16 protein-coding genes are annotated in these 19,433 nt (G+C 39.0%); 10 read left to right on the plus strand and 6 right to left on the minus strand.

What is annotated here, in order from left to right; translation table 11 throughout:
- Positions 1-468: 468 nt before the first annotated feature.
- Complete coding sequence (locus tag L0668_RS14745) at positions 469-921, plus strand: hypothetical protein (protein ID WP_235313477.1); 453 nt, start codon at positions 469-471, stop codon at positions 919-921.
- A gap of 149 nt (positions 922-1,070) precedes the next feature.
- Here the strand turns inward: L0668_RS14745 and L0668_RS14750 are convergent, their stop codons facing one another.
- The 3 genes from L0668_RS14750 to L0668_RS14760 all read right to left on the minus strand — a co-directional run bounded on the left by L0668_RS14750 (position 1,071) and on the right by L0668_RS14760 (position 5,977).
- The gene (locus L0668_RS14750; RefSeq protein ID WP_235313478.1) at positions 1,071-3,233 is read right to left on the minus strand and encodes a TonB-dependent receptor family protein; all 2,163 of its coding nucleotides are present in this window, start codon (positions 3,231-3,233) and stop codon (positions 1,071-1,073) included.
- Positions 3,234-3,446: 213 nt separating this feature from the next.
- Entirely contained in the window at positions 3,447-4,298 is an 852-nt protein-coding gene (locus tag L0668_RS14755; RefSeq protein ID WP_235313479.1) for a putative RNA methyltransferase, read from the minus strand.
- Positions 4,299-4,393: 95 nt separating this feature from the next.
- Entirely contained in the window at positions 4,394-5,977 is a 1,584-nt protein-coding gene (locus L0668_RS14760; RefSeq protein WP_370659906.1) for a sulfatase family protein, read from the minus strand.
- A 263-nt stretch (positions 5,978-6,240) separates the two neighbouring features.
- Here L0668_RS14760 and L0668_RS14765 point away from each other — a divergent pair, with 263 nt between their 5' ends.
- Positions 6,241-6,948: a DsbC family protein gene (locus L0668_RS14765; protein ID WP_235313481.1), complete on the plus strand. Its 708-nt coding sequence runs from the start codon at positions 6,241-6,243 to the stop codon at positions 6,946-6,948.
- A 73-nt stretch (positions 6,949-7,021) separates the two neighbouring features.
- Here L0668_RS14765 and L0668_RS14770 read toward each other — a convergent pair whose 3' ends face one another.
- On the minus strand, positions 7,022-7,468 hold the full coding sequence (locus L0668_RS14770; RefSeq protein ID WP_235313482.1) for a hypothetical protein: 447 nt from the start codon (positions 7,466-7,468) through the stop codon (positions 7,022-7,024).
- A 215-nt stretch (positions 7,469-7,683) separates the two neighbouring features.
- Here L0668_RS14770 and L0668_RS14775 point away from each other — a divergent pair, with 215 nt between their 5' ends.
- Positions 7,684-8,400 (plus strand): ZIP family metal transporter, encoded by a 717-nt coding sequence (locus L0668_RS14775; RefSeq protein WP_235313483.1) that lies wholly within the window; start codon positions 7,684-7,686, stop codon positions 8,398-8,400.
- Positions 8,401-8,404: 4 nt separating this feature from the next.
- On the opposite strand, the gene L0668_RS14780 is transcribed toward L0668_RS14775, so the two are convergent.
- Positions 8,405-9,265 (minus strand): prephenate dehydratase, encoded by an 861-nt coding sequence (locus L0668_RS14780; RefSeq protein WP_235313484.1) that lies wholly within the window; start codon positions 9,263-9,265, stop codon positions 8,405-8,407.
- A gap of 295 nt (positions 9,266-9,560) precedes the next feature.
- Here L0668_RS14780 and L0668_RS14785 point away from each other — a divergent pair, with 295 nt between their 5' ends.
- The 7 genes from L0668_RS14785 (at position 9,561) to L0668_RS14815 (ending at position 18,800) form a co-directional block, all read left to right on the plus strand.
- Positions 9,561-10,877 carry a c-type cytochrome gene (locus tag L0668_RS14785; RefSeq protein WP_235313485.1) on the plus strand — a complete coding sequence of 439 codons (1,317 nt, stop codon included), beginning with the start codon at positions 9,561-9,563 and terminating at the stop codon, positions 10,875-10,877.
- Positions 10,877-12,322: a DUF7133 domain-containing protein gene (locus tag L0668_RS14790; protein ID WP_235313486.1), complete on the plus strand. Its 1,446-nt coding sequence runs from the start codon at positions 10,877-10,879 to the stop codon at positions 12,320-12,322. The genes L0668_RS14785 and L0668_RS14790 overlap by 1 nt, the downstream gene beginning before the upstream one ends.
- Positions 12,323-12,646: 324 nt before the next feature.
- On the plus strand, positions 12,647-14,821 hold the full coding sequence (locus tag L0668_RS14795) for a glutamine synthetase III family protein (protein ID WP_235313487.1): 2,175 nt from the start codon (positions 12,647-12,649) through the stop codon (positions 14,819-14,821).
- 205 nt (positions 14,822-15,026) lie between these two features.
- Positions 15,027-16,439: an ATP-binding protein gene (locus tag L0668_RS14800; RefSeq protein WP_235313488.1), complete on the plus strand. Its 1,413-nt coding sequence runs from the start codon at positions 15,027-15,029 to the stop codon at positions 16,437-16,439.
- A 7-nt stretch (positions 16,440-16,446) separates the two neighbouring features.
- Positions 16,447-17,139 (plus strand): response regulator, encoded by a 693-nt coding sequence (locus L0668_RS14805; RefSeq protein WP_235313489.1) that lies wholly within the window; start codon positions 16,447-16,449, stop codon positions 17,137-17,139.
- A 193-nt stretch (positions 17,140-17,332) separates the two neighbouring features.
- Positions 17,333-17,695, plus strand: coding sequence for a hypothetical protein (locus tag L0668_RS14810; RefSeq protein WP_235313490.1), 363 nt, complete (start codon positions 17,333-17,335; stop codon positions 17,693-17,695).
- A gap of 82 nt (positions 17,696-17,777) precedes the next feature.
- On the plus strand, positions 17,778-18,800 hold the full coding sequence (locus L0668_RS14815; protein WP_235313491.1) for a DUF4405 domain-containing protein: 1,023 nt from the start codon (positions 17,778-17,780) through the stop codon (positions 18,798-18,800).
- Positions 18,801-18,876: 76 nt separating this feature from the next.
- Here the strand turns inward: L0668_RS14815 and L0668_RS14820 are convergent, their stop codons facing one another.
- The gene (locus tag L0668_RS14820) at positions 18,877-19,398 is read right to left on the minus strand and encodes a CC0125/CC1285 family lipoprotein (RefSeq protein WP_235313492.1); all 522 of its coding nucleotides are present in this window, start codon (positions 19,396-19,398) and stop codon (positions 18,877-18,879) included.
- Positions 19,399-19,433 lie beyond the last annotated feature (35 nt).

Genomic DNA, 19,433 nt, shown 5'->3' on the forward strand with positions numbered 1-19,433 from the left:
AATGTAAATGAAAATCATTCTCATTAACGAAATTTGAATAGAGAAAATCATGTCTCATTATTATTGTTTTACATTTTCAGCTATAGAATCCACAGTCCGGTATTGCGATAACCAAGCAAACGATCTCGATCTTATCGGTAGCTATGTGCACCTAGGATTGCAAAGAGCCAAAAGTTTAAAACAATTAAACAGTGTTCGAACTGCCCACATGCGTGTGGTTAATACACTGATAGAAACAATGTGTGATAGCAACATCCCACTTGTTTGGCGTGAGCACTGCTTTTTATATATCAAACGTTTAATGCCGCTATTATTTGAAATGTTAAGCCGTGATGAATATGACAAAAAAACCATTCAAATCAACACTCTGTATCACTACTTTATTTGTAAGCAGCTAACTCAAAGTCCAACAAAAGCCAAAACTCATCACACTACAACTATTAACAATCTAATTAAAAGGAGGAATTTATGATTGAATATCAATATATTTGTATTAAACACAGAATATGGGTTGATGAAAATCCTGAGCTAGCATTTGACAATGTATTGCAATTAAGCAAACAAGCCGAAAAAAAACTGCTAAAAAATCAATATGATGAGGCCATAATATTATTGGGTACAGCTTTTGAAACCGCTGAAATTATTTTTGATAACAGACTAGAGTCTCCACAACTCACTACTTGTTTAACCTCATCAGCTATCATGTTAGCCCACGCGTATTCTATGACAGGTCAAGTGGAAGCTGCCAACCGCTTATTAGTTAAACTTAAACATAAAATGCAATGCGCAATAAACTGTGCTGTTGGATACGCCACCAAAGTCGCCTTTTTTAAACATTGTTCAGAGGCAATTACCGAAGCTAATAATGACATCACTAACGCGATACAAGACAATCCAAACCATCAATTAAGCTATCACTAAAATCGGCAATAAATATAAAAGCACAACCACAATTAAACTTGCTTTGATTCAATATATTTTTACCGAATTCTGTTTATAAGGATTGTAAAAAAGCCTATTTATCTTTGCTAACAAAAAGATAAACAGGCTTATTTAATACTAATTACAGCTTAGAAGCTGTACTTATAACCTATATTCGCAGATAAAGGTTTACCTACCATAATTGAACCATGCACTCTTGAACTCATGTATTTTTCATCAAGCAAATTATCAATGGAAAAACTTATTTGTTGATTTTCTGCAAGGTGATAACCAGCAACTAAATCGACTATAGTTCGAGATTTTATCGGCTCTAAAGCCACACCATTACCCGCTCTTGTGCGCATTTCACTGGAATAACGAACTAGTATATTTGAGTGCCATTTTCCTTGCTCTAAGCCAAGGGTAAATTGAAATTGATTTTCAGGTACATAGGGGAATTCATCACCAGCTTGCACATCCCCCCAAAAATCTGATTCAAAGGTGTTCATAAACTCGGTTTGTGTATATGTGTAAGTAAAATCTAAAGGCATAGATATCTCACCCAAATTCACTATATAGCCCGCTTTAAGCTCTAAACCAGAAACATCTACCTCACCCGCATTGTATTGGTCTCCAATATTTTCATCATCGCAATTTTGGCTAGCTGTGCAGTTACCATGCATGTTTTCATAATCAGATTGGAAAACAATAGCTTCAGCTCGAAACTGATTATGGGCATATCTGGCACCCAACTCAAAATTCATACTTTCTTCATTTGTAGCACTTGCATTACCTGGCGCTGGAGGTGCAAAGCCTTTTTGAACACCTGCCAACAAAACCATATCCTGGGTTAATCGATAAGTCACAGCTAAAGATGGAAGAAAAACATCTACTTTGTTTTCTTTATAACTTGGTGTAGTTATACGGCTGGGATCTTCTTTCCCCCAGTCACGGCGGTCGAGCACCATATCTTCATAACGCAATCCAGCGTTAATTACAAAGTCCCCTACTGCCCATTGGTCATGCACAAACAAAGCTAAGGCCTCAGCACTGTCAATCCTATTTGAGTCAGTTCCAGGTACACCAGCTGAAGACAAGGTCATCTGATAACTAGCATCCAATAAATATTTATCCACCCACTGAAAACGATCCATTTCATCTTTATGTAAACGTAAGCCAAATTTAACCTGATGCTCATTTAAATCAGCATTTAAAACAGTTTGTATACCTTGGGATAAATAATCTCGACTATTCGCTTTTACATCAACAATTAAACCTACGGAATCACTTTGTTGATCAAAATCAGCAGCTATTTCAATACCACCAGCACCTAAACTGCTGCCATTAACACTGCTCGTTTTATACCAGTTTCGGCTAAAATCATTGTGATAAAAATTGCTCACCAAAGCAAAACGCTTGTTTAACTCTATTAAATGATTGATTTGAACTTGAGAATGCTCAGTAGCCATATTGTCTTTTTGCGAAGCAGAGTAACGACTATATGGAGAACGGTTATAATCGTCTTCAGTTAACCCCATATAAGTTTCATCTGAATCTTCATCCGAATATTTTACTTTTAATTCAAGCTCTTGATAAAAATTAGAGCCCACATCTGAGTTAAAACGTAATTTTCCTAACAAATCATTTTTTACAAAACCCGTATCATTATTACTGTGATTGATATGTTTAAATCCATCAGCCTGATATCGGTACAGTTCAAATAATGAGCCAAAATTTTGGCTGTTAGTGCCAACATAAGCATGCAATTTGGCAAAGCCATCTTGCCCTGCTTGCACTGCTACACGACCAGCTAAGGCTTCCTGTGGGATCTGACGAGACAACAAATTCACCACACCACCCGTGGTCCGAGGCCCATAAACAGCGCTTGAAGTACCTTTTAACACTTCCACTTGTTGCATGCGGCCCGAGGTCGGAAAATAATAGGCAGAAGGCGCTGCGTAAGGTGCAGGAGCCGCCAATACGTTATCTTCCATTATGGTGACTTTTTCACTTCGGTTCTGACCTGTACCTCGCATACCAATATTGGGACGCAAACCATAACCGTCTTCTTCCAACACATAAACACCAGGCACAGAGGTTAATGTTCGCATAATGTCTGAATAATCAAAGATTTCTAACGCCTGTTGCGAAAGAACGTGAGCACTACCAGGAATATCATTTAACGATTGATTAGCCCCAAAAATCGAAATGTGTTCCACAACAGAAGTATCTTCATTATTTGCCAAGGCAATTGGCGACAATATGCTAGCAACAATAAGGCTTAATAAACTAGGTTTACAAAAGTGTTTCATCAAAAGTATCCGGTAAGTTAAATCTTTAAAATTAAATTATGCATATTAAAACATACACACAAATGATAATCACTCTTATTAAGAAATGTATTTATTATTAGTTATGAAATAATTGCACAGGTAAATCTATACTTTTCAACAAAAAAGATGGGTGGGAGATAAAACTAAAAAGTAATTTCTTTGGTGGAGTAATACCAATCTCAGAAGAAGTCGCTAATTTCCAAAGCTCTGATAAACCCTAATATCAAAATCTGTAGTGACTAATTCTAAGCTTTCAATCAAGAACTGCTTTTTGTCTGGTGTGGCAGTCCAGTAATAAGGTGTCATCATTAGCAAACTTTCTCTTACTGCTTCGGTAGTCAATGGCACTGTAAAACTGACATTTTGGTGTTTGGTGAGTTCAAATCCTTCTGGTATGTCTGAGTGATCTTTATTTTCAGTGGGCGTGTCATACAAAGCTTGTTTCATTTCTTGTAAATGATTACTTGCAGGATTGACTGTGATCCAGACTCCAGTCGATTTTAATACTCGACGAATTTCATGCTCGCTACTAGGGGCGAATATTTGTAGTACAGCATCTTGGCTATGGGTGGCAACGGGTAATTGATAAGTACTGGCGACTGCAAAAAAACTGTCTGGATATTTTTTAGCGGCTTTTAACACCGCATTTTTTGAAATATCGATGCCACTAAACCGACATACGTGCTCTAAGGTTTGTATATGCTTACTAACAACATTCGAATAATACCCTTCACCACAACCTGCATCAAAAAATGCCAACTCGGATTTATCTTCTAACGACTCAACATACTCAGCAAATATTCGTGCGACTGTTTCGGCCAAAGGTAAATAATGGCCTTGTTCTAAAAAGGCACGCCTAGCATTCACCATAGCTTTATTGTCACCCGGTTCTTTGCTATTTTTTTGATGAGCCAATAATAGGTTTACATACCCTTCTTTGGCCAAATCAAAACTATGATTATTTTTACAACGCCAAGTATTGGTTTCTAATACCAATACGTTATGACATGTAGGGCAATTCCAAGAGGCCGGGACACTGTTCATTAAATAGTTCTAAAAATTTATTTATACTTATAAGTGTAACAGAAGCGATAAAAAATGGACGTTATTCATTACAAATACCCCCTCTTTTAAAGTTACTATTTTTTAGCCTTAATAGCTTGAATTCGTGCATGTAACTTGGCCACAACATCTGGATACCGGGCTGCTACATTGATTTGTTCTGTTACATCTTGGGACAAATCAAATAATTGTGGCTCTGCCCTTAAACCGTTTTCGATGGCGGTTTTATTAGCTAACCAGCCTGGTGTTGTGCCGTTAAAAGGTGCTACATATTTCCATTTTCCACTGCGTAATGACAAAGTAAACGACTCCTCTAACATCTCCTCACGTGCATCCACAGTGTTATCTAATAATGCTGGTAATACATCCAGACTATCGATGGCTTCACCTTGCTCAAGGGGTGCACCGGTTAAAGTTGCCAATGATTTATAAAAATCGATATGGCTAATTAATGCATCACTATCACCTTTATTTTTCATACCATTTGGATAAGTCACTATCATAGGAACACGAGTACCGGCTTCATAGGCACTGTATTTTCCACCACGGAACCCACCAGCTGGATCATGCTCTCCTTTTAATTCTTCTGCTTGGTCAGCGTATCCATCATCCATAACTGGACCGTTGTCACTGGAATACAAGATAATAGTATTGTCGTAAACACCTTGTTTTTTCAATTCATCAACAATTTGACCTGTCATCCAATCCATTTGCAAAATTGCATCACCACGCGGGCCCATACCTGATTTACCCGCGAACATTTGGTTTGGCACACGGGGTACATGGATATCATGAAACGGAAAGAACAACATAAAAGGTGCATCTTTGCTGTCTTTGATAAAGTCTTTGGCTTTGTCGGTAAACACATGGGGGAAATCTTCATCCACCCATTCAGCGGCTTTCCCCCCAGCCATCCAACCAATACGTGAAATACCATTTATGATTGTTCTACTATGTTGTAAATCGGCTGTTTGTTTAAGTAACGCTGGGCTTTCAGTGCCTACTGGCCTGTCACCAATACGTTTTTCGTAACTTATGGTGATAGGGTCATTTGGGTCTAAATTAACCACTTTATGGTTTTCCAGATACACAGTAGGTACACGGTCGCCTGTAGCTGGCATTAAAAAGCTGTAATCAAAACCTAACTCCAACGGACCAGGTTTAACGTCTTTGTTCCAATCTACAAAACCATCCCCTAAACCTAAGTGCCACTTGCCCACTACCGCCGTTTTATAACCTGCTTTTTTCAACATTTTTGGCAGCGTAGGTTTAGTATGGTCAATAATTAGAGGCGCGTCACCGGGTAGAATGGCGGCATCATTTCTAAAAGCAAACTGTCCTGTTAGCAAAGAATAACGAGACGGTGTGCAAGTAGCGGCCGAGCTATGGGCATCAGTAAAACGAATCCCCTCTTTTGCTAACGCATCAACATTCGGTGTTTGGGTAGCTGTCATGCCATAACTACTCAGGTCGCCATACCCTAAGTCATCTACATAAAAAATCACTATGTTTGGTTTGGTATCCTTCACAGAGGTATCTTTTGCTTTTGGGGGTATTTGTGATGTGTCGCTGCAGCTCACTAATCCTAATAACACCAATACACTTATGCTTGTTTTGAAAAAAACAATCGATTTATTAATCAAATCTCTACCCTCTATCATGTGGAAAAATGTGTGAGCCTTTCACTTCGGCTGCTTTTTATAGAATAAGATCAACTGTAACAAGAAGAATTAATGATTGAAAAATAAATTACATATATAAAAGGTAATTTAAATATGAATTAATAGGCTATTTCCTAAAAATGCAGTAGATAAGTGTTTTTACGTATAGACATATATTCCCCAGTCGCTAAAGTATCGATTCATAGCCTGAGTAACCTTTCGAGTGACATATTATCAAAACTGTTGTTTTTAGCTGTTTAATCTTGTTTTTCTTAGCCAGCCTAAAGGTTTTTAGTCAGGAAGTTCCACCACAAATCCAAGCTAACATCATTAACGGACTGAAAAATGGGCCTGCTGGCTTACAAATCACCCGTATAGAATCCACACCAGTAAATGGCATTTATCAGGTAAGTGTAGGCGCTGACCAAGCATTCTATACCTCTGAAGATGGGCAATTTATCCTGACTGGAAAAATGTTCCAAGTAGCCAATGGTAAAGCCACAGATGTTGTGCAAATAAAACAATCACTGGCACATATTAAAAAGATCCAACAAGTGCCTTCCCATGACACGATTGTTTATCCAGCCACAACCGCCCAAAAATATCAGTTAAAAATATTTACTGATGTTGATTGCCCCTATTGTGCCAAATTACATAAAGAGATACCTAAGCTAAATGCACTAGGCGTTGAGGTGGTTTATTTGGCTTTTCCAAGAGCAGGGATTGACTCACCGTCATTTTCTAAAATAGCATCTGTTTGGTGCAGTGAAAACCGACAAAAAAGTATGGACCTTATGTACCACAATAACCAAAGCACACTGAAAAATTGCGACAATACAGCCGTAAAGGCTCAATATGAATTAGCCAAACAACTTGGATTACAAGGTACACCAGCTACTTTTTTTGCCGATGGAAAAATGATGAATGGCTACCATAGTGCCGAAAGTTTGTTGGAAATGTTGCAGAATTAAGCGAGATTGAATTATCAACCTAAGGGCTTGGGGAACTAACTCCCCAAGCTAACATTCCTGCAGTATTAATTCATTAAAATGTACACACCGCAGTCCAAGTAGATGCTACACCACCCGCTGCGGCAGGCGTGTAATTTGGGGTGCAATTAGCCTTACCATTACCCGGATTACCAATGCCTGAGTTGAACACAGCTGGTCCACCAATATCTATTGATGTAGCCACAGCAGTTGTCCCTCCCAAAGAACATTTGGCTTTAACTTCAATTTGGTTTCCATTAACTCCTCCAACAATACTGGCTTCAGCCTTAACTTGAGGAGAAGTAGGGCTACAGTTTCCCCCCCCTACAACCCTAGTAACATTCCCACCTACTCCAGAAATTGTGACTGAGGTAGTTGGCGCAGCTTGAAATTCCTCAGTATCTTGATCTTCGATAGTATCTTTTAAATTAATGTATGAAAAACCAACAGCTAGCAAAGTCAAAATACTAATGATTAATAATAGTTTGTTTGGATTTTCCATTTCGTTTCTCCACAAAACATAGTTAGTTCGATCACAAATGATCAAACGAATTATAGGAGAAAGCTCAATATTCGCCTGTTAAGCTAGATTGCCAAACAGCATTTAGGCAAGACAAATAAGTACAGATATACTCGTTCTAGAGTAAAGTTATTTAACGTAGAATAAATGCTAGAAAAGTGCACAACTAAATAACGTTTTAACTCAAGGATAACACTATGCCACTTTTACTGACGGTTGTTACTACTACTCTTTTAGCGGGTTTAGCTATGCCATTAGGTGCGGTGATTGCCCGATTTGAAAAATTTCAAAGCGAGTGGTTTGAACAAGAGTTTAGGCATATGGTCACCGCATTTGGTGGTGGTGCACTCTTATCTGCCGTAGCCTTAGTTTTAGTGCCAGAGGGTATCGCCAATCTGGCCCCTCTCTTCGCATGTGCTTGGCTTGTTGTAGGTGGATTGTGTTTTATGGGGTTAGATATTTTCCTTAATAAAATCAATACCCCAGCCAGTCAATTGGCTGCAATGCTCTCTGACTTTATTCCTGAATCTATCGCACTAGGAGCCGCATTTGCTACAGGTAATAACCACGCCTATTTACTCGCAGCATTAATAGCGCTACAAAATTTACCGGAAGGATTCAGCGCCTATCTGGAATTAAACTCATCTCATGTTTATAAGACCAGTAAAATCATCATTATATTTTTACTGATGGCTTTGCTTGGTCCAGTAGCAGCTGTGATAGGTTTTTTGTGGTTAGCTGAATCGCCACAAATTATCGCCGCGGTTATGTTGTTCGCTTCTGGTGGAATTTTATATGCAATTTTTCAAGATGTAGCCCCACAAGTAAAACTAGAAAAACATTGGGCGCCACCTATGGGCGCCGTATTTGGATTTGTTTTAGGCATGTTGGGCTTAATGTTAACTACCCAATAAAACGTTAAAGGGTGTCTTCAACTACTTTTAAATGTATTTTTGCCGCTGGGTAAGATCCCATATTTTTCACTTTGGCTATTTTATTAATTTCGGTAATTGCCTCAGCTACCGCTAACTCGGCAAAGTGTCCTTGCACATCAATCAAAAAGTTATATTGGCCAAATTCAATTTTGGTTGGCCTAGAAATAATTGAGGTTAAATTGACGTTTCTTGAAGCAAAAGACGTTAACACTTCTGCTAATAACCCAGGCCTATCGCGATCATCAAACACCACCAGACTCGTTTTCCAATTTACATTGGAGCTCGGATCAAGTGCCCTACTCTCTTTTGATAAAGCTAAAAATCGGGTTTGATTATTTTTGTAGTCATTTACATTTTCAACCACATGACGAAAACGCTTTGACTCAAATGATGTTGACGGCACGATGGCCGCACTATTGCCAGCATCTTCTATCACACAATTCAAAGATTCGATATTGCTTTGAGTGGTGATAATTTCAACGTTAGCCAATGCGTCAATATAGTCAGAACATTGCCCTTTAGCGACAAACTGCACAAATAGTTTATCTATTGAACTCAAATCAGCGGTATTACTGACGAAGGAGAATTGAATGGGCAATAATATTTCAGACACGATTGTGAGTTCACTTTCAATCAAATGATCAAGTACTAAAGACACAAAACCTTCAGACAAATTTTCAATCGGCAAAACAGCAACATCACTGCTTTGTCCTACTGAATTTAGTACTTTTTTAATGGAACCAAAATATTCGATTTCATGGGGAGAGTTACTCGCGTCAATATATTTCAACGAAGCCGACTCAGAGTAAGTCCCTCTGGGACCTAGGGTGGCTAATTTATTCATTTTTCTAAACGGGGAATTCCTATATGCAAGTTATTAGCATCATACACAATATACACACTTTACTATGTTATTCAGCAAACTATAAAACACCATTATTTATTAGTAATACCATTATTGGTGGTAAATAAGACAGGCAGATATCTAAAACCTAATTGAAAAAAGCGCAAAACAAATAAAATAACTTCAACAATAAAAACAGTTATTTTTTAAACTGTTAAATTTAGTGAAAATAAGATCATAATTGGTTAAATTTTGCCTGGAATATTGTTACCAAGCTAATAATAAAGGAAATACTTTGAATTTGTTAAACCACAAAATAGTAAAAATTAGTCTAGGCGCGCTGTTTAGCTTCACACTACACAGCCCTTTAGCACACTCAGCTCAATCAGAAGGTCAAGCATTGTACGAAACAACTTGTGCAGCTTGTCATGGTAAAGACCTGTCTGGCGGCGCAGGATTTAATTTAAAAGATGAAACCTGGGTGCATGGTGACAAACCTAGTGAAATTTTAGCCAATATTAAAAAAGGCTTTGGTCAAGCGGGTATGCCAGGTTTTGAGGCCGTTTATTCCGAACAGCAACTAAAAAGTATTGTTGATTACATACTGTCCAAGCGCCAAGGGTTCGAAAACCTCACCTACAAAATTTACCATTTAGAAGAAGATGCTCCTGCTGACTTTTCCATACTAAAGGATCTCAAAGCTCAAAAATCAGGCAAAGTGCCAAACAATATAATCGACTTTACGCTGCCCGAAGTAAAAAATTACATCATTGAATTCGAAGGTGATTTAAATACCCCTAAAGAACATGCCGGACAAATTTTTGCCATGGTCTACAAGGAATTATTCGAGGTAGAAATAGACGGAAAACTAGTACAGCCATCTCAACAAGAATGGTTAAGAGTGGCTTGGCCACTTAAAGCAGGTAAACAACATTTTAAAATTCGTTATTCAACGGTTGGTACAAGACAAGACCACAATAAAAACTTTAACTTTTTTGTGGCTGACCAGGCCTTAACTCAAAAACTATTTGGAATCAGTACCGGCGGTAAACAATTTTTAAATAAAGCTACGGTAAACATCAAAGCAGAATCTCAACCTCAAGTGGTGCGTAAAAAAATCGTTAACTTACCTACATCATCTGTTGCAGTGGGTTTCCCAGAAAAAATCAATTATGCATTTAACACTAAAAATTGTTCGATTAACGGTATTTGGACCGGCGATTTGCTCAATATCGGCCCGAACATTGAAGGTAGAGGCAGAGACGGTGGGGTGATATTGGGAGAGTGGTTATTCCATTCGCCACAAGCTATCACTCACCATGCAAACAACTGTGTATTTAATAAATATAATCGCCAAGGCAACCCTATTTTTGAATATGCGCTATATGACAACCAATATTCTGTTCAAGTTAAACCTGAAAGTAGTCAGTCCTTAACTTTTATCTACACCTTGCTGACGGGCAAAAGCTCTACATTAGCCTTAACTTTACCCACTTTAGCTAATGCTACTTTTAGTAGCCAAGATGGCAGTATCCAGAGTAATCAATTTAGTACTCAAGCCAAGGTAGGCCAATCTTATGCAATCACCTTAACCTTGAAGGAAAGCAAATAATGAAATTCAAACAATCTATTTTGACTTGTAGTTTGATGCTAGCTGGCCTAATCAATGTTGCAGATGCAAAAACGACTTATATTCCAAAAGGTTATTCAATTCAAACCATAGAAACACCTAAAGACGTGCGTTTTCATGCCACTGGACTAGATACCAATAAACAGGGTCATGTTTATGTTGCCACACGTTTTGGCGATGTTTGGGCCTATAAAAATGACACTTGGAGTAAGTTCGCCGACGGGTTACACGAGCCTACCGGTCTTATGTGTGAGGACGATGGCAGTATACTGGTCGGGCAAAAACCCGAATTAACCCGTCTAGTCGATCTCAATAAAGATGGTGTGGCAGATGATTACATTCGAATAGCCGATGGTTGGGAATTTCATGATAATTACCACGAATTTAACTTTGCGCCTGTTAAAGATAAAGCCGGTAATTATTACGGCACCTTAAATTTAGGTCATGGTGTGCCCGATGCTCTTGCACTTGGCGCGATGGATAGCGGTGGTGGTTACCGAGGCTGGGCATATAAAGTGTCTAATAATGGCAAATTTACTCCTTTTGCTTCTGGCTTGCGATCTCCTGCAGGTTTAGGTATCAGCCCAGAAAACGAATTGTTTTTCACTGATAACCAAGGTGATTGGGTTGAAACCTCTAAGTTGCACCTACTCGAAGAGGGTAAGTTTTATGGGCATCCAGTACCTTTGCGAGACGACCCAAATTTTGGCTTGAATAAAGTGCGTAAAAATAAGTCAAATTTCAAATTGTTTGACGACATGCGTGAAAAACCAGTGGTGTGGATCCCGCATATTGAAGTGGCCAACTCGCCTGGTAACCCTGAATGGGATGTCACCAAAGGTAAATTTGGCCCTTTTGAAAATCAAATTTTTATTGGTGACCAAACCCAATCTAATGTTTTCCGCGTAATGTTAGACAAAGTAAATGGTAAATACCAAGGTGCCGTAATTAACTTTATCGATGGCTTTCAAAGTGGCAATATCCGCCTAGATTTTGATACCCAAGGTCAGTTGTGGGTGGGCCAAACAGCCAGAGGTTGGGGGGCAAAAGGCAACAAACCTTTTGGTTTACAAAAAGTGGTGTGGAATGGAGAAATGCCATTTGAATTGTTAGATATGAAACTGACTAAAAAAGGATTCAAACTATCTTTTACCGAAGCTTTAAATGACAAAACCGTGCTGGCTAAACACTTTAAGGCTCACGAGTACAATTACAATTACACCAACAGGTATGGATCTGACAAACACAATATTAAAGATTTAAAAGTGAAAAACGTAACTTTGTCTAAAGATAAAAAGTCAGCTGAGATCGAATTAGATTTAACTGCCGACAAAGTGGTTGTGGTGGATTTTTCGAATTTACAAAACAGCAATCAAGACAAACCATCTGTGACTAAAGTGTATTACACCTTAAATCAATTATTGTAAGCACCCTCAAATACAAAGTAACCATTTGGGCTAATGCCGTTTACTTAAAGTGAACGGTATTAACCCAAACTTCCAATTATACCAATCCAATAAAATACTGAGCAAAGCACATAAATCAGAACCTTAGCGTTATTGTTTTGCTGCCCATGTACTTTTACATTATATTGCAATTATCTACACTCAACTTTCATTGTTTCACTTTATAAGATTGGCTTAATTGATGCTTGTATAGCACTTAAGTAATACCAATTAACCTGATTTGATTTGTCAATTTACCCCTGACAAATCCTTTCATCCCTTTAGATTTAAAGCTTAGGAAGAACTATGTCTGGATTAAACTATCGTAAAACTGCCATTAATGAAATCACCAAGCGCGCACCAAAAAAGTGCGGGCCAACAGACCCATTGAAAAAAATATGGGCAACAGATGTATTTAGTCTAGCTGCCATGGAAGAAGCCTTGTCAAAAAATGCCTTCAAAGCCATGAAAAAAACAGTGCAAACAGGTTCACCATTGGACACAGCTACAGCTGATGTGGTCGCTGCCGCCATGAAAGATTGGGCGATGGAAAAAGGCGCTAAATTTTTCTCACACATTTTCTACCCAATGACCAACATCACGGCTGAAAAACATGATGGTTTCATTGTAACTAATTCAGACGGTGGAGCTATCACCGAATTTACCGGTAGCTTATTAATCAAGGGTGAGCCAGACGGATCATCATTCCCGAATGGTAGTTTACGTATGACCAACGCCGCTCGTGGTTATACCGCTTGGGATCCGTCCAGCCCAGCTTATGTCATGCATACAGACAACGGCGCCACCTTAATGATCCCAAGTGTATTTATGTCTTGGACAGGTGAAGCCCTGGATAAAAAAATCCCATTATTGCGTTCTAACAAAGCTATGGATAAAGCTGCTCAAAAAGTATTAAGCTTGATGGGTGAAACCGAGATAGCCACACTTAATTCTAGCTGTGGTGCAGAACAAGAATATTTCTTAGTAGATGAACATTTTGCAAATGCTCGCCCAGACTTAGTTTTGGCCGGTCGCACCTTGTTTGGCGCAGCGCCAGCCAAAGGGCAACAATTTGATGACCACTACTTCGGTGCTATTCCTGCCCGGGTTCAAGTGTTCATGCAAGACTTTGAAGATAAATTATATCGCTTAGGTATTCCTGCCAAAACTCACCACAATGAAGTTGCGCCGGGGCAATTTGAAATTGCACCATACTTTGAGGCCGCTAACGTTGCTGCTGATCATCAACAAATGATGATGACCTTAATGAAAAGTACAGCCAAAGAACATGGTTTCTTATGCTTATTACATGAAAAACCTTTTGCCGGCGTAAACGGTTCAGGTAAACATGTAAACTGGTCAGTAGGCAACTCAACTCAAGGTAACTTACTTGATCCAGGTAGCACACCTCACGATAACCTTAATTTCTTATTATTCTGTGGTGCGGTGATCCGAGGCGTACATAAATTTGGTCCACTTTTAAGAGCGGTAATCGCATCAGCAGCGAATGACCATCGCTTAGGGGCAAACGAAGCGCCTCCGGCTATTTTGTCTGTTTATTTAGGTACACAACTTGAAAGTGTGTTTAATGATATTAAAGAAGGCAAGTTACTAGAAAAAGCCAAAGGTGGATTGATGGATTTAGGTCTTTCCCAAATTCTTCAATTTGAACGAGACCCAGGTGATCGTAACCGAACTTCTCCGTTTGCCTTTACAGGAAACCGTTTTGAGTTCAGAGCTGTAGGTTCATCACAATCTGTATCTGGACCTTTAGTAGCGATGAATACTATGTTAGCGGATTCTCTAAACTGGATTGCAGAAAAACTAGAAGTAGTATTAGCGAAAGGTGAAGACAAAACTGCAGCTGTTATCACTGTTTTACAAGAGTTAATGGAAGAACATGGAAACGTTATCTTTGGCGGTGACGGCTATTCAAGCGAATGGCATAGAGCGGCTGTTGAAGAGCGTGGCTTAAAAAATATTCCAACTACGGCTGACGCATTACCAGCCTTCAAAGATCCTTCTGTTGTTGAGTTATTTAAATCAACGGGCGTGTTATCTCCAGCTGAATTAGCCAGTCGTTTTGAAGTTTACGCAGAACAATATGTGTTATCTATTGAAGTAGAAGCTAAATTAGTTGTAGGCATGGCCAGCACTCGAATTTACCCAGCTACCATTCAATATTTAGATAGTTTAGCCAGTGCAGCAACTAACCTTAGTAAACTTAATATTAGCATTAGCCACAACAGTATCGACACTGTAGTGGCTGAAACTGACGCTATGATGGCTGCAGTAACTAAACTTCAAGCAGCTATTGATATTGAAGAGTTTGATAGTGAAGAAGCCCACATGGATCACTGCGCTAAAGTATTATGCCCACTTATGTTAGAAGTGCGTACCCATGCTGATGCACTAGAGCTAATTGTGTCTGATGACTTATGGCCACTAGCTAAATATCAAGAAATGTTATTTATAAAATAACAATTAATCACTGTACTAACAGGTATTAACTAAAGAGCAAAAGGGCCATCCCTTTTGCTTTTTTTATACAAAAAATATGCCTAAGCTTTTTTCTTACAAATTGTGAAAACAATATGAAACCAGTTTGGTTATGGTTTCAAATACTGTTCAAGTAATCACTAAACCACTAAGATACCTGCCACATATTTTGTTCAGAGCGTTATTTATGCGTATTAATGTTGGTGGAAAACTGTGGTTAGCTTTTTTCTGTACATTAACCTTAACCGTACTGACTATGTATTTATTGCTACACAATAGTCTTAAACGGGGCTTTTTAGATTACACCTCGGTACAAGCAATACAACGACTAGATGTGATGCAAGGTGCTTTACTCAACATCTATAGATCTGAGGGTTCATTTAGTGAACTGGTACAAGATCCTAAACGTTGGTTAGACGTAAAATCCATTATATTTTCAGATAGTCACCGCTCTGTATCTCCCCCTAATGAAAGCCAACAGCAGGTCCAACTGACACAGAATTATTATCGTGAATTTGTCACCAGCATCAGTTTGTTCGATGCTGACAAAAACCTATTAATGGGCATTATAAAACCAGAGAAAACCATTAGTTGGATCCCTTTAGTGGATAATAATGCAGTTGTAGCCTTTATTGGTTTTGTTAAACCAGAGGTAGTAGAGCGCGAGTCAGACCGACGTTTTATGGCCCAGCAATTGACGTTTTTTGGCATTATTAGCCTAGTTGTGTTGTTTATTTCCATTGGTGTAGCCACCATACTTACCCGTCGAATTAGCCGGCCAATCATAGCCTTGTCTAAACATACTGAAGCGCTCGCTTCAGGCGATTATCAGCAACGTATTAAGATAAACAGTCACGATGAAATTGCCCAACTTGGAGATAATTTCAATAAACTTGCTCAAACCTTAGAAGCCAACGAGCAATCAAGGGCCAATTGGATAGCCGACATATCTCACGAGATGCGCACCCCAGTGGCGGTATTAAAAGCACAAATTGAAGCCATGCAAGATGGTATTCGCCCGCTAGATAAAAATGGCTTAAGCTTACTGGCACAAAAAGTAGAGGGGCTGAATACTTTAGTTGATGACCTTTTTGAACTTACCTTGTCAGACATAGGGGCATTGAGTTACCACAAACAACGCTTGTCCATCGACGAACTGATCCAATCATGTGTTGAGCAATTTCAAACTCAAGCACAAGAATCAAACTTAAGCTTAGTCACTCAACTACCTAAAACGCTGCCAATTAACCTGCATGGTGATGGTAAACGTTTGGAACAGTTACTCACTAATCTCATCGAAAACGCCATTCGATATACGGACTCAGGTGGCCGTATAGAAGTCGAATTAATAACAAGGTTTGAACAGGTCATAATATTAGTGCGAGACAGTGCGCCTAGTGTTGATATAAGCCAACGAGAAAAGATATTTGAAAGATTGCATCGCCTAGAAAACTCCCGTAATCGCGCAACCGGCGGGGCAGGGTTAGGTTTAGCAATTTGTAAAAATATAGTCGCCGCTCACCAAGGTACCATTTGTGCCGAAGATTCACCTTTAGGGGGCATTTGTATTCGAGTGACCCTCCCCCAAAAAGCACAATAGGCCGCTTATGACAGACTCACAGTTAATTTGTATAATTGAAGACGAACAAGATTTAGCATTACTGGTAGAAGATTACCTCATAAACCATGGCTACCAATGTATTCAGTTTCAGCGTGGTGACACAGCAGACACATGGCTTTCCAGTCATCAACCTGATTTAATTTTATTAGACTTAATGTTACCGGGCATGGATGGTTTACAAATATGCAAAAATCAACAGGCTCGTAATAATACGCCTATTATAATGATGACGGCGAAAGTAGAAGAAATCGACCGCCTGCTGGGCTTAGAGCTGGGAGCCGACGACTATATTTGTAAACCTTTTAGTCCCAGAGAAATGGTAGCCAGAGTCAAAGCCGTTTTGCGACGAAGTCAAAATCAACATATCCATACACCTATTGCTACTTCTGAGTCAGCAGTGATCTTAAATGAACAGAGTTTAGAGGTAATGGTTTTTGGTCAGTCTATTGAATTAACCAGCATAGAATTCAAACTATTTGCCCTACTGCATGCCAATCCAGGACGAATTTTTTCGCGCCAATATATTCTGGATAACTTGTACCAAGATTACCGAGTGGTAGGTGATCGCACGGTAGACAGTCACATCAAAAAACTGCGTAAGAAACTAAATTCAGCGAAAGATGATATAGAACTGATCCGCTCGGTTTACGGTAGTGGATACAAGTACGACCCCCCTTGAATGATATTCACCTAGAGATTTCATACCAACTGTAAAGCGGCCATCCCCTAAACCGTCCAGAACATTTTTATACTTACACATTTCTTTCACATTTCGAACATTTTGCTTCCCTAATTTTGTAGCAATCTAGTCGTGTTCCCAAGCAAAGGTGTTCGCAGGGGAATAAACATCACTTACAAATGAGGATGAAATGATGAAAAAATTATTATTAGTTGGTTTAGTGGTATCTGGCTTATGCGGGCTAGTATATGCCTCTGGTCATGTTAACCACCAATACGGTGCGCAAAAGTTTATTGCTAATTTAGAGTTAGATGAAACGCGCCAAGCTAAAACCTTAGAAATTCTGCACTCCTATAAACAAATAAAAGATTTGGCCATGAGTGGGCAATTCGAACAAATACCAATTTTTCTTGAAAAAAAAGAAAATGAACTAGCTCAAGTACTAACCGAAGCCGAAATGCAACAGTTTAAACAAAATGTTGGCAAATGGGCTGAAGGTAAAGACTTTTCTAAATATCAAAAATACGCCGAAAAGCACTTTAACAAATACGATTAACTCACCGACTTAGTTGGCTAACCAACATAAAGGTTAGCCACCTTGCCTATAAAAAACATAAACAATGACTTGAGGCTGTATTATGACTTTAAATCAACGCTCCGCTACCACAGTGACCATTTCTATTATATTTGTCACATTAATGACCACAGGCATTTTACTCTATGCCCTACCATGGAATTATTTTATTGGTGCCATTCATATTTGGGCCTCTTTCTTTTTTATCATAGGCACCATTTTACACTTTAAAAACAACCTTAAAGTTTACCTAAGCCACCTACAAAAAAAGGTAGGTAAACAAACCTTAATAAGAACTGGATTAGGCTTTTTAGTGGTGGTGATTGGGCTTATGGCAGGTGTACCGCCGTTTTCTAGTATAATGGAAGTGTCAGAAGAACTTAAAACAGCCAACCAACCCGTCACCGCTGAATATACAGTATTAGATCTGACCGCTAATCCAGAATTGCCAAAACTAAACTTATTCGTAAAAACAGGTAGCTCCTATGTTTCAGAGCCACAGCCTTACATGTTAGGTATTACCTACACATCCATTCCACAAATGGCAGTGTGGATGGAAACCATAGAAGGCCAATACATAGACACACTTTATGTAACCGGAAAAATCTCTTCATCAGGTTTTGGCGAAACAGATACAGGCCCTACTCGTCGCCCAGAAGCACTGCCATACTGGAGTCATAGCCGTGGCATTCAAGAAGACGATGGCTATTTCGCGCCAGTTGCCAATAACGCTGATTTAGATGGTGTAACCAGTGCTACACCAAAAAATGATTCGTTAATTGCCCTTACTGCTCCTCAAATGGGCAAGTATCGACTCATGTTAGAAATAAACCGTAGTTATGATTTTAACGATTATTACAGCAAAGATAGATTCCCAGAAGACCCTATTTATAGCGGTGACGGCTCGTCGGGCCAACCTTCACTGATTTATTCCGTGACTATAGATTCAGCTTCACCAGGCAAATATTTATTAGAACTCATTGGCCATGGTCACCACTCTGGCCAGAATGGTGACTTGTATTCAGACCTGTCTAATATTTCCAGCGCTAAAGATATACTGTCATTTATTGTGGCTGAGTTAGAATAATACTAGGGCTGTTGATCTTTGGTAAATACACTGATTATTGAAAATAAACTGAGGCCTAGCACCTCAGTTTATTTTATTAAGCTTTATCGACTTTTGTTTTTAAGTTATCAATTACATCTTGGGCTTGAAGGGCATCTTCATTTAGCTTTACTCCCCTACCCATTCTGACTTCGATAATAGTATGTACTTCTTTACGACTGTCACCCGTTCCTAATTGCAAACTAGCGCCTATTTGATTGCTAGGTCGAGCAGACGTTTCGCAAGTTAACAAACCACATCGTCTCTCAATATACTGATGGCGTGCTAAATGAATTTCAGATGCAGGGACTTTTTCAGATTCTACAAAAGTTTCTTTGCTACTTACCACAAACCAGTCAAACTCTTGCTGTTTAGTTAATTCAGCGGCGCGCAGTAAGGCGTAATCATATGCATCTGCCACACTTTTACTGCGACTTTTAAACTGGATACGGAACCTATCATCACTGATTTTTTGTTCGCTGTAGCCTACTGAGCCATTTTTAGCTTCCCGATATTCTGGTTTAGCTGCACATCCGGATAACAAGATAACTGCTGATAAAAACATCATGATAATTTTCATATTTCACCTCTTTTATTGTTAAAGACTTCTATAGT

Source organism: Paraglaciecola algarum (assembly GCF_021532655.1).
Classification (GTDB): Bacteria; Pseudomonadota; Gammaproteobacteria; order Enterobacterales; family Alteromonadaceae; genus Paraglaciecola; species Paraglaciecola algarum.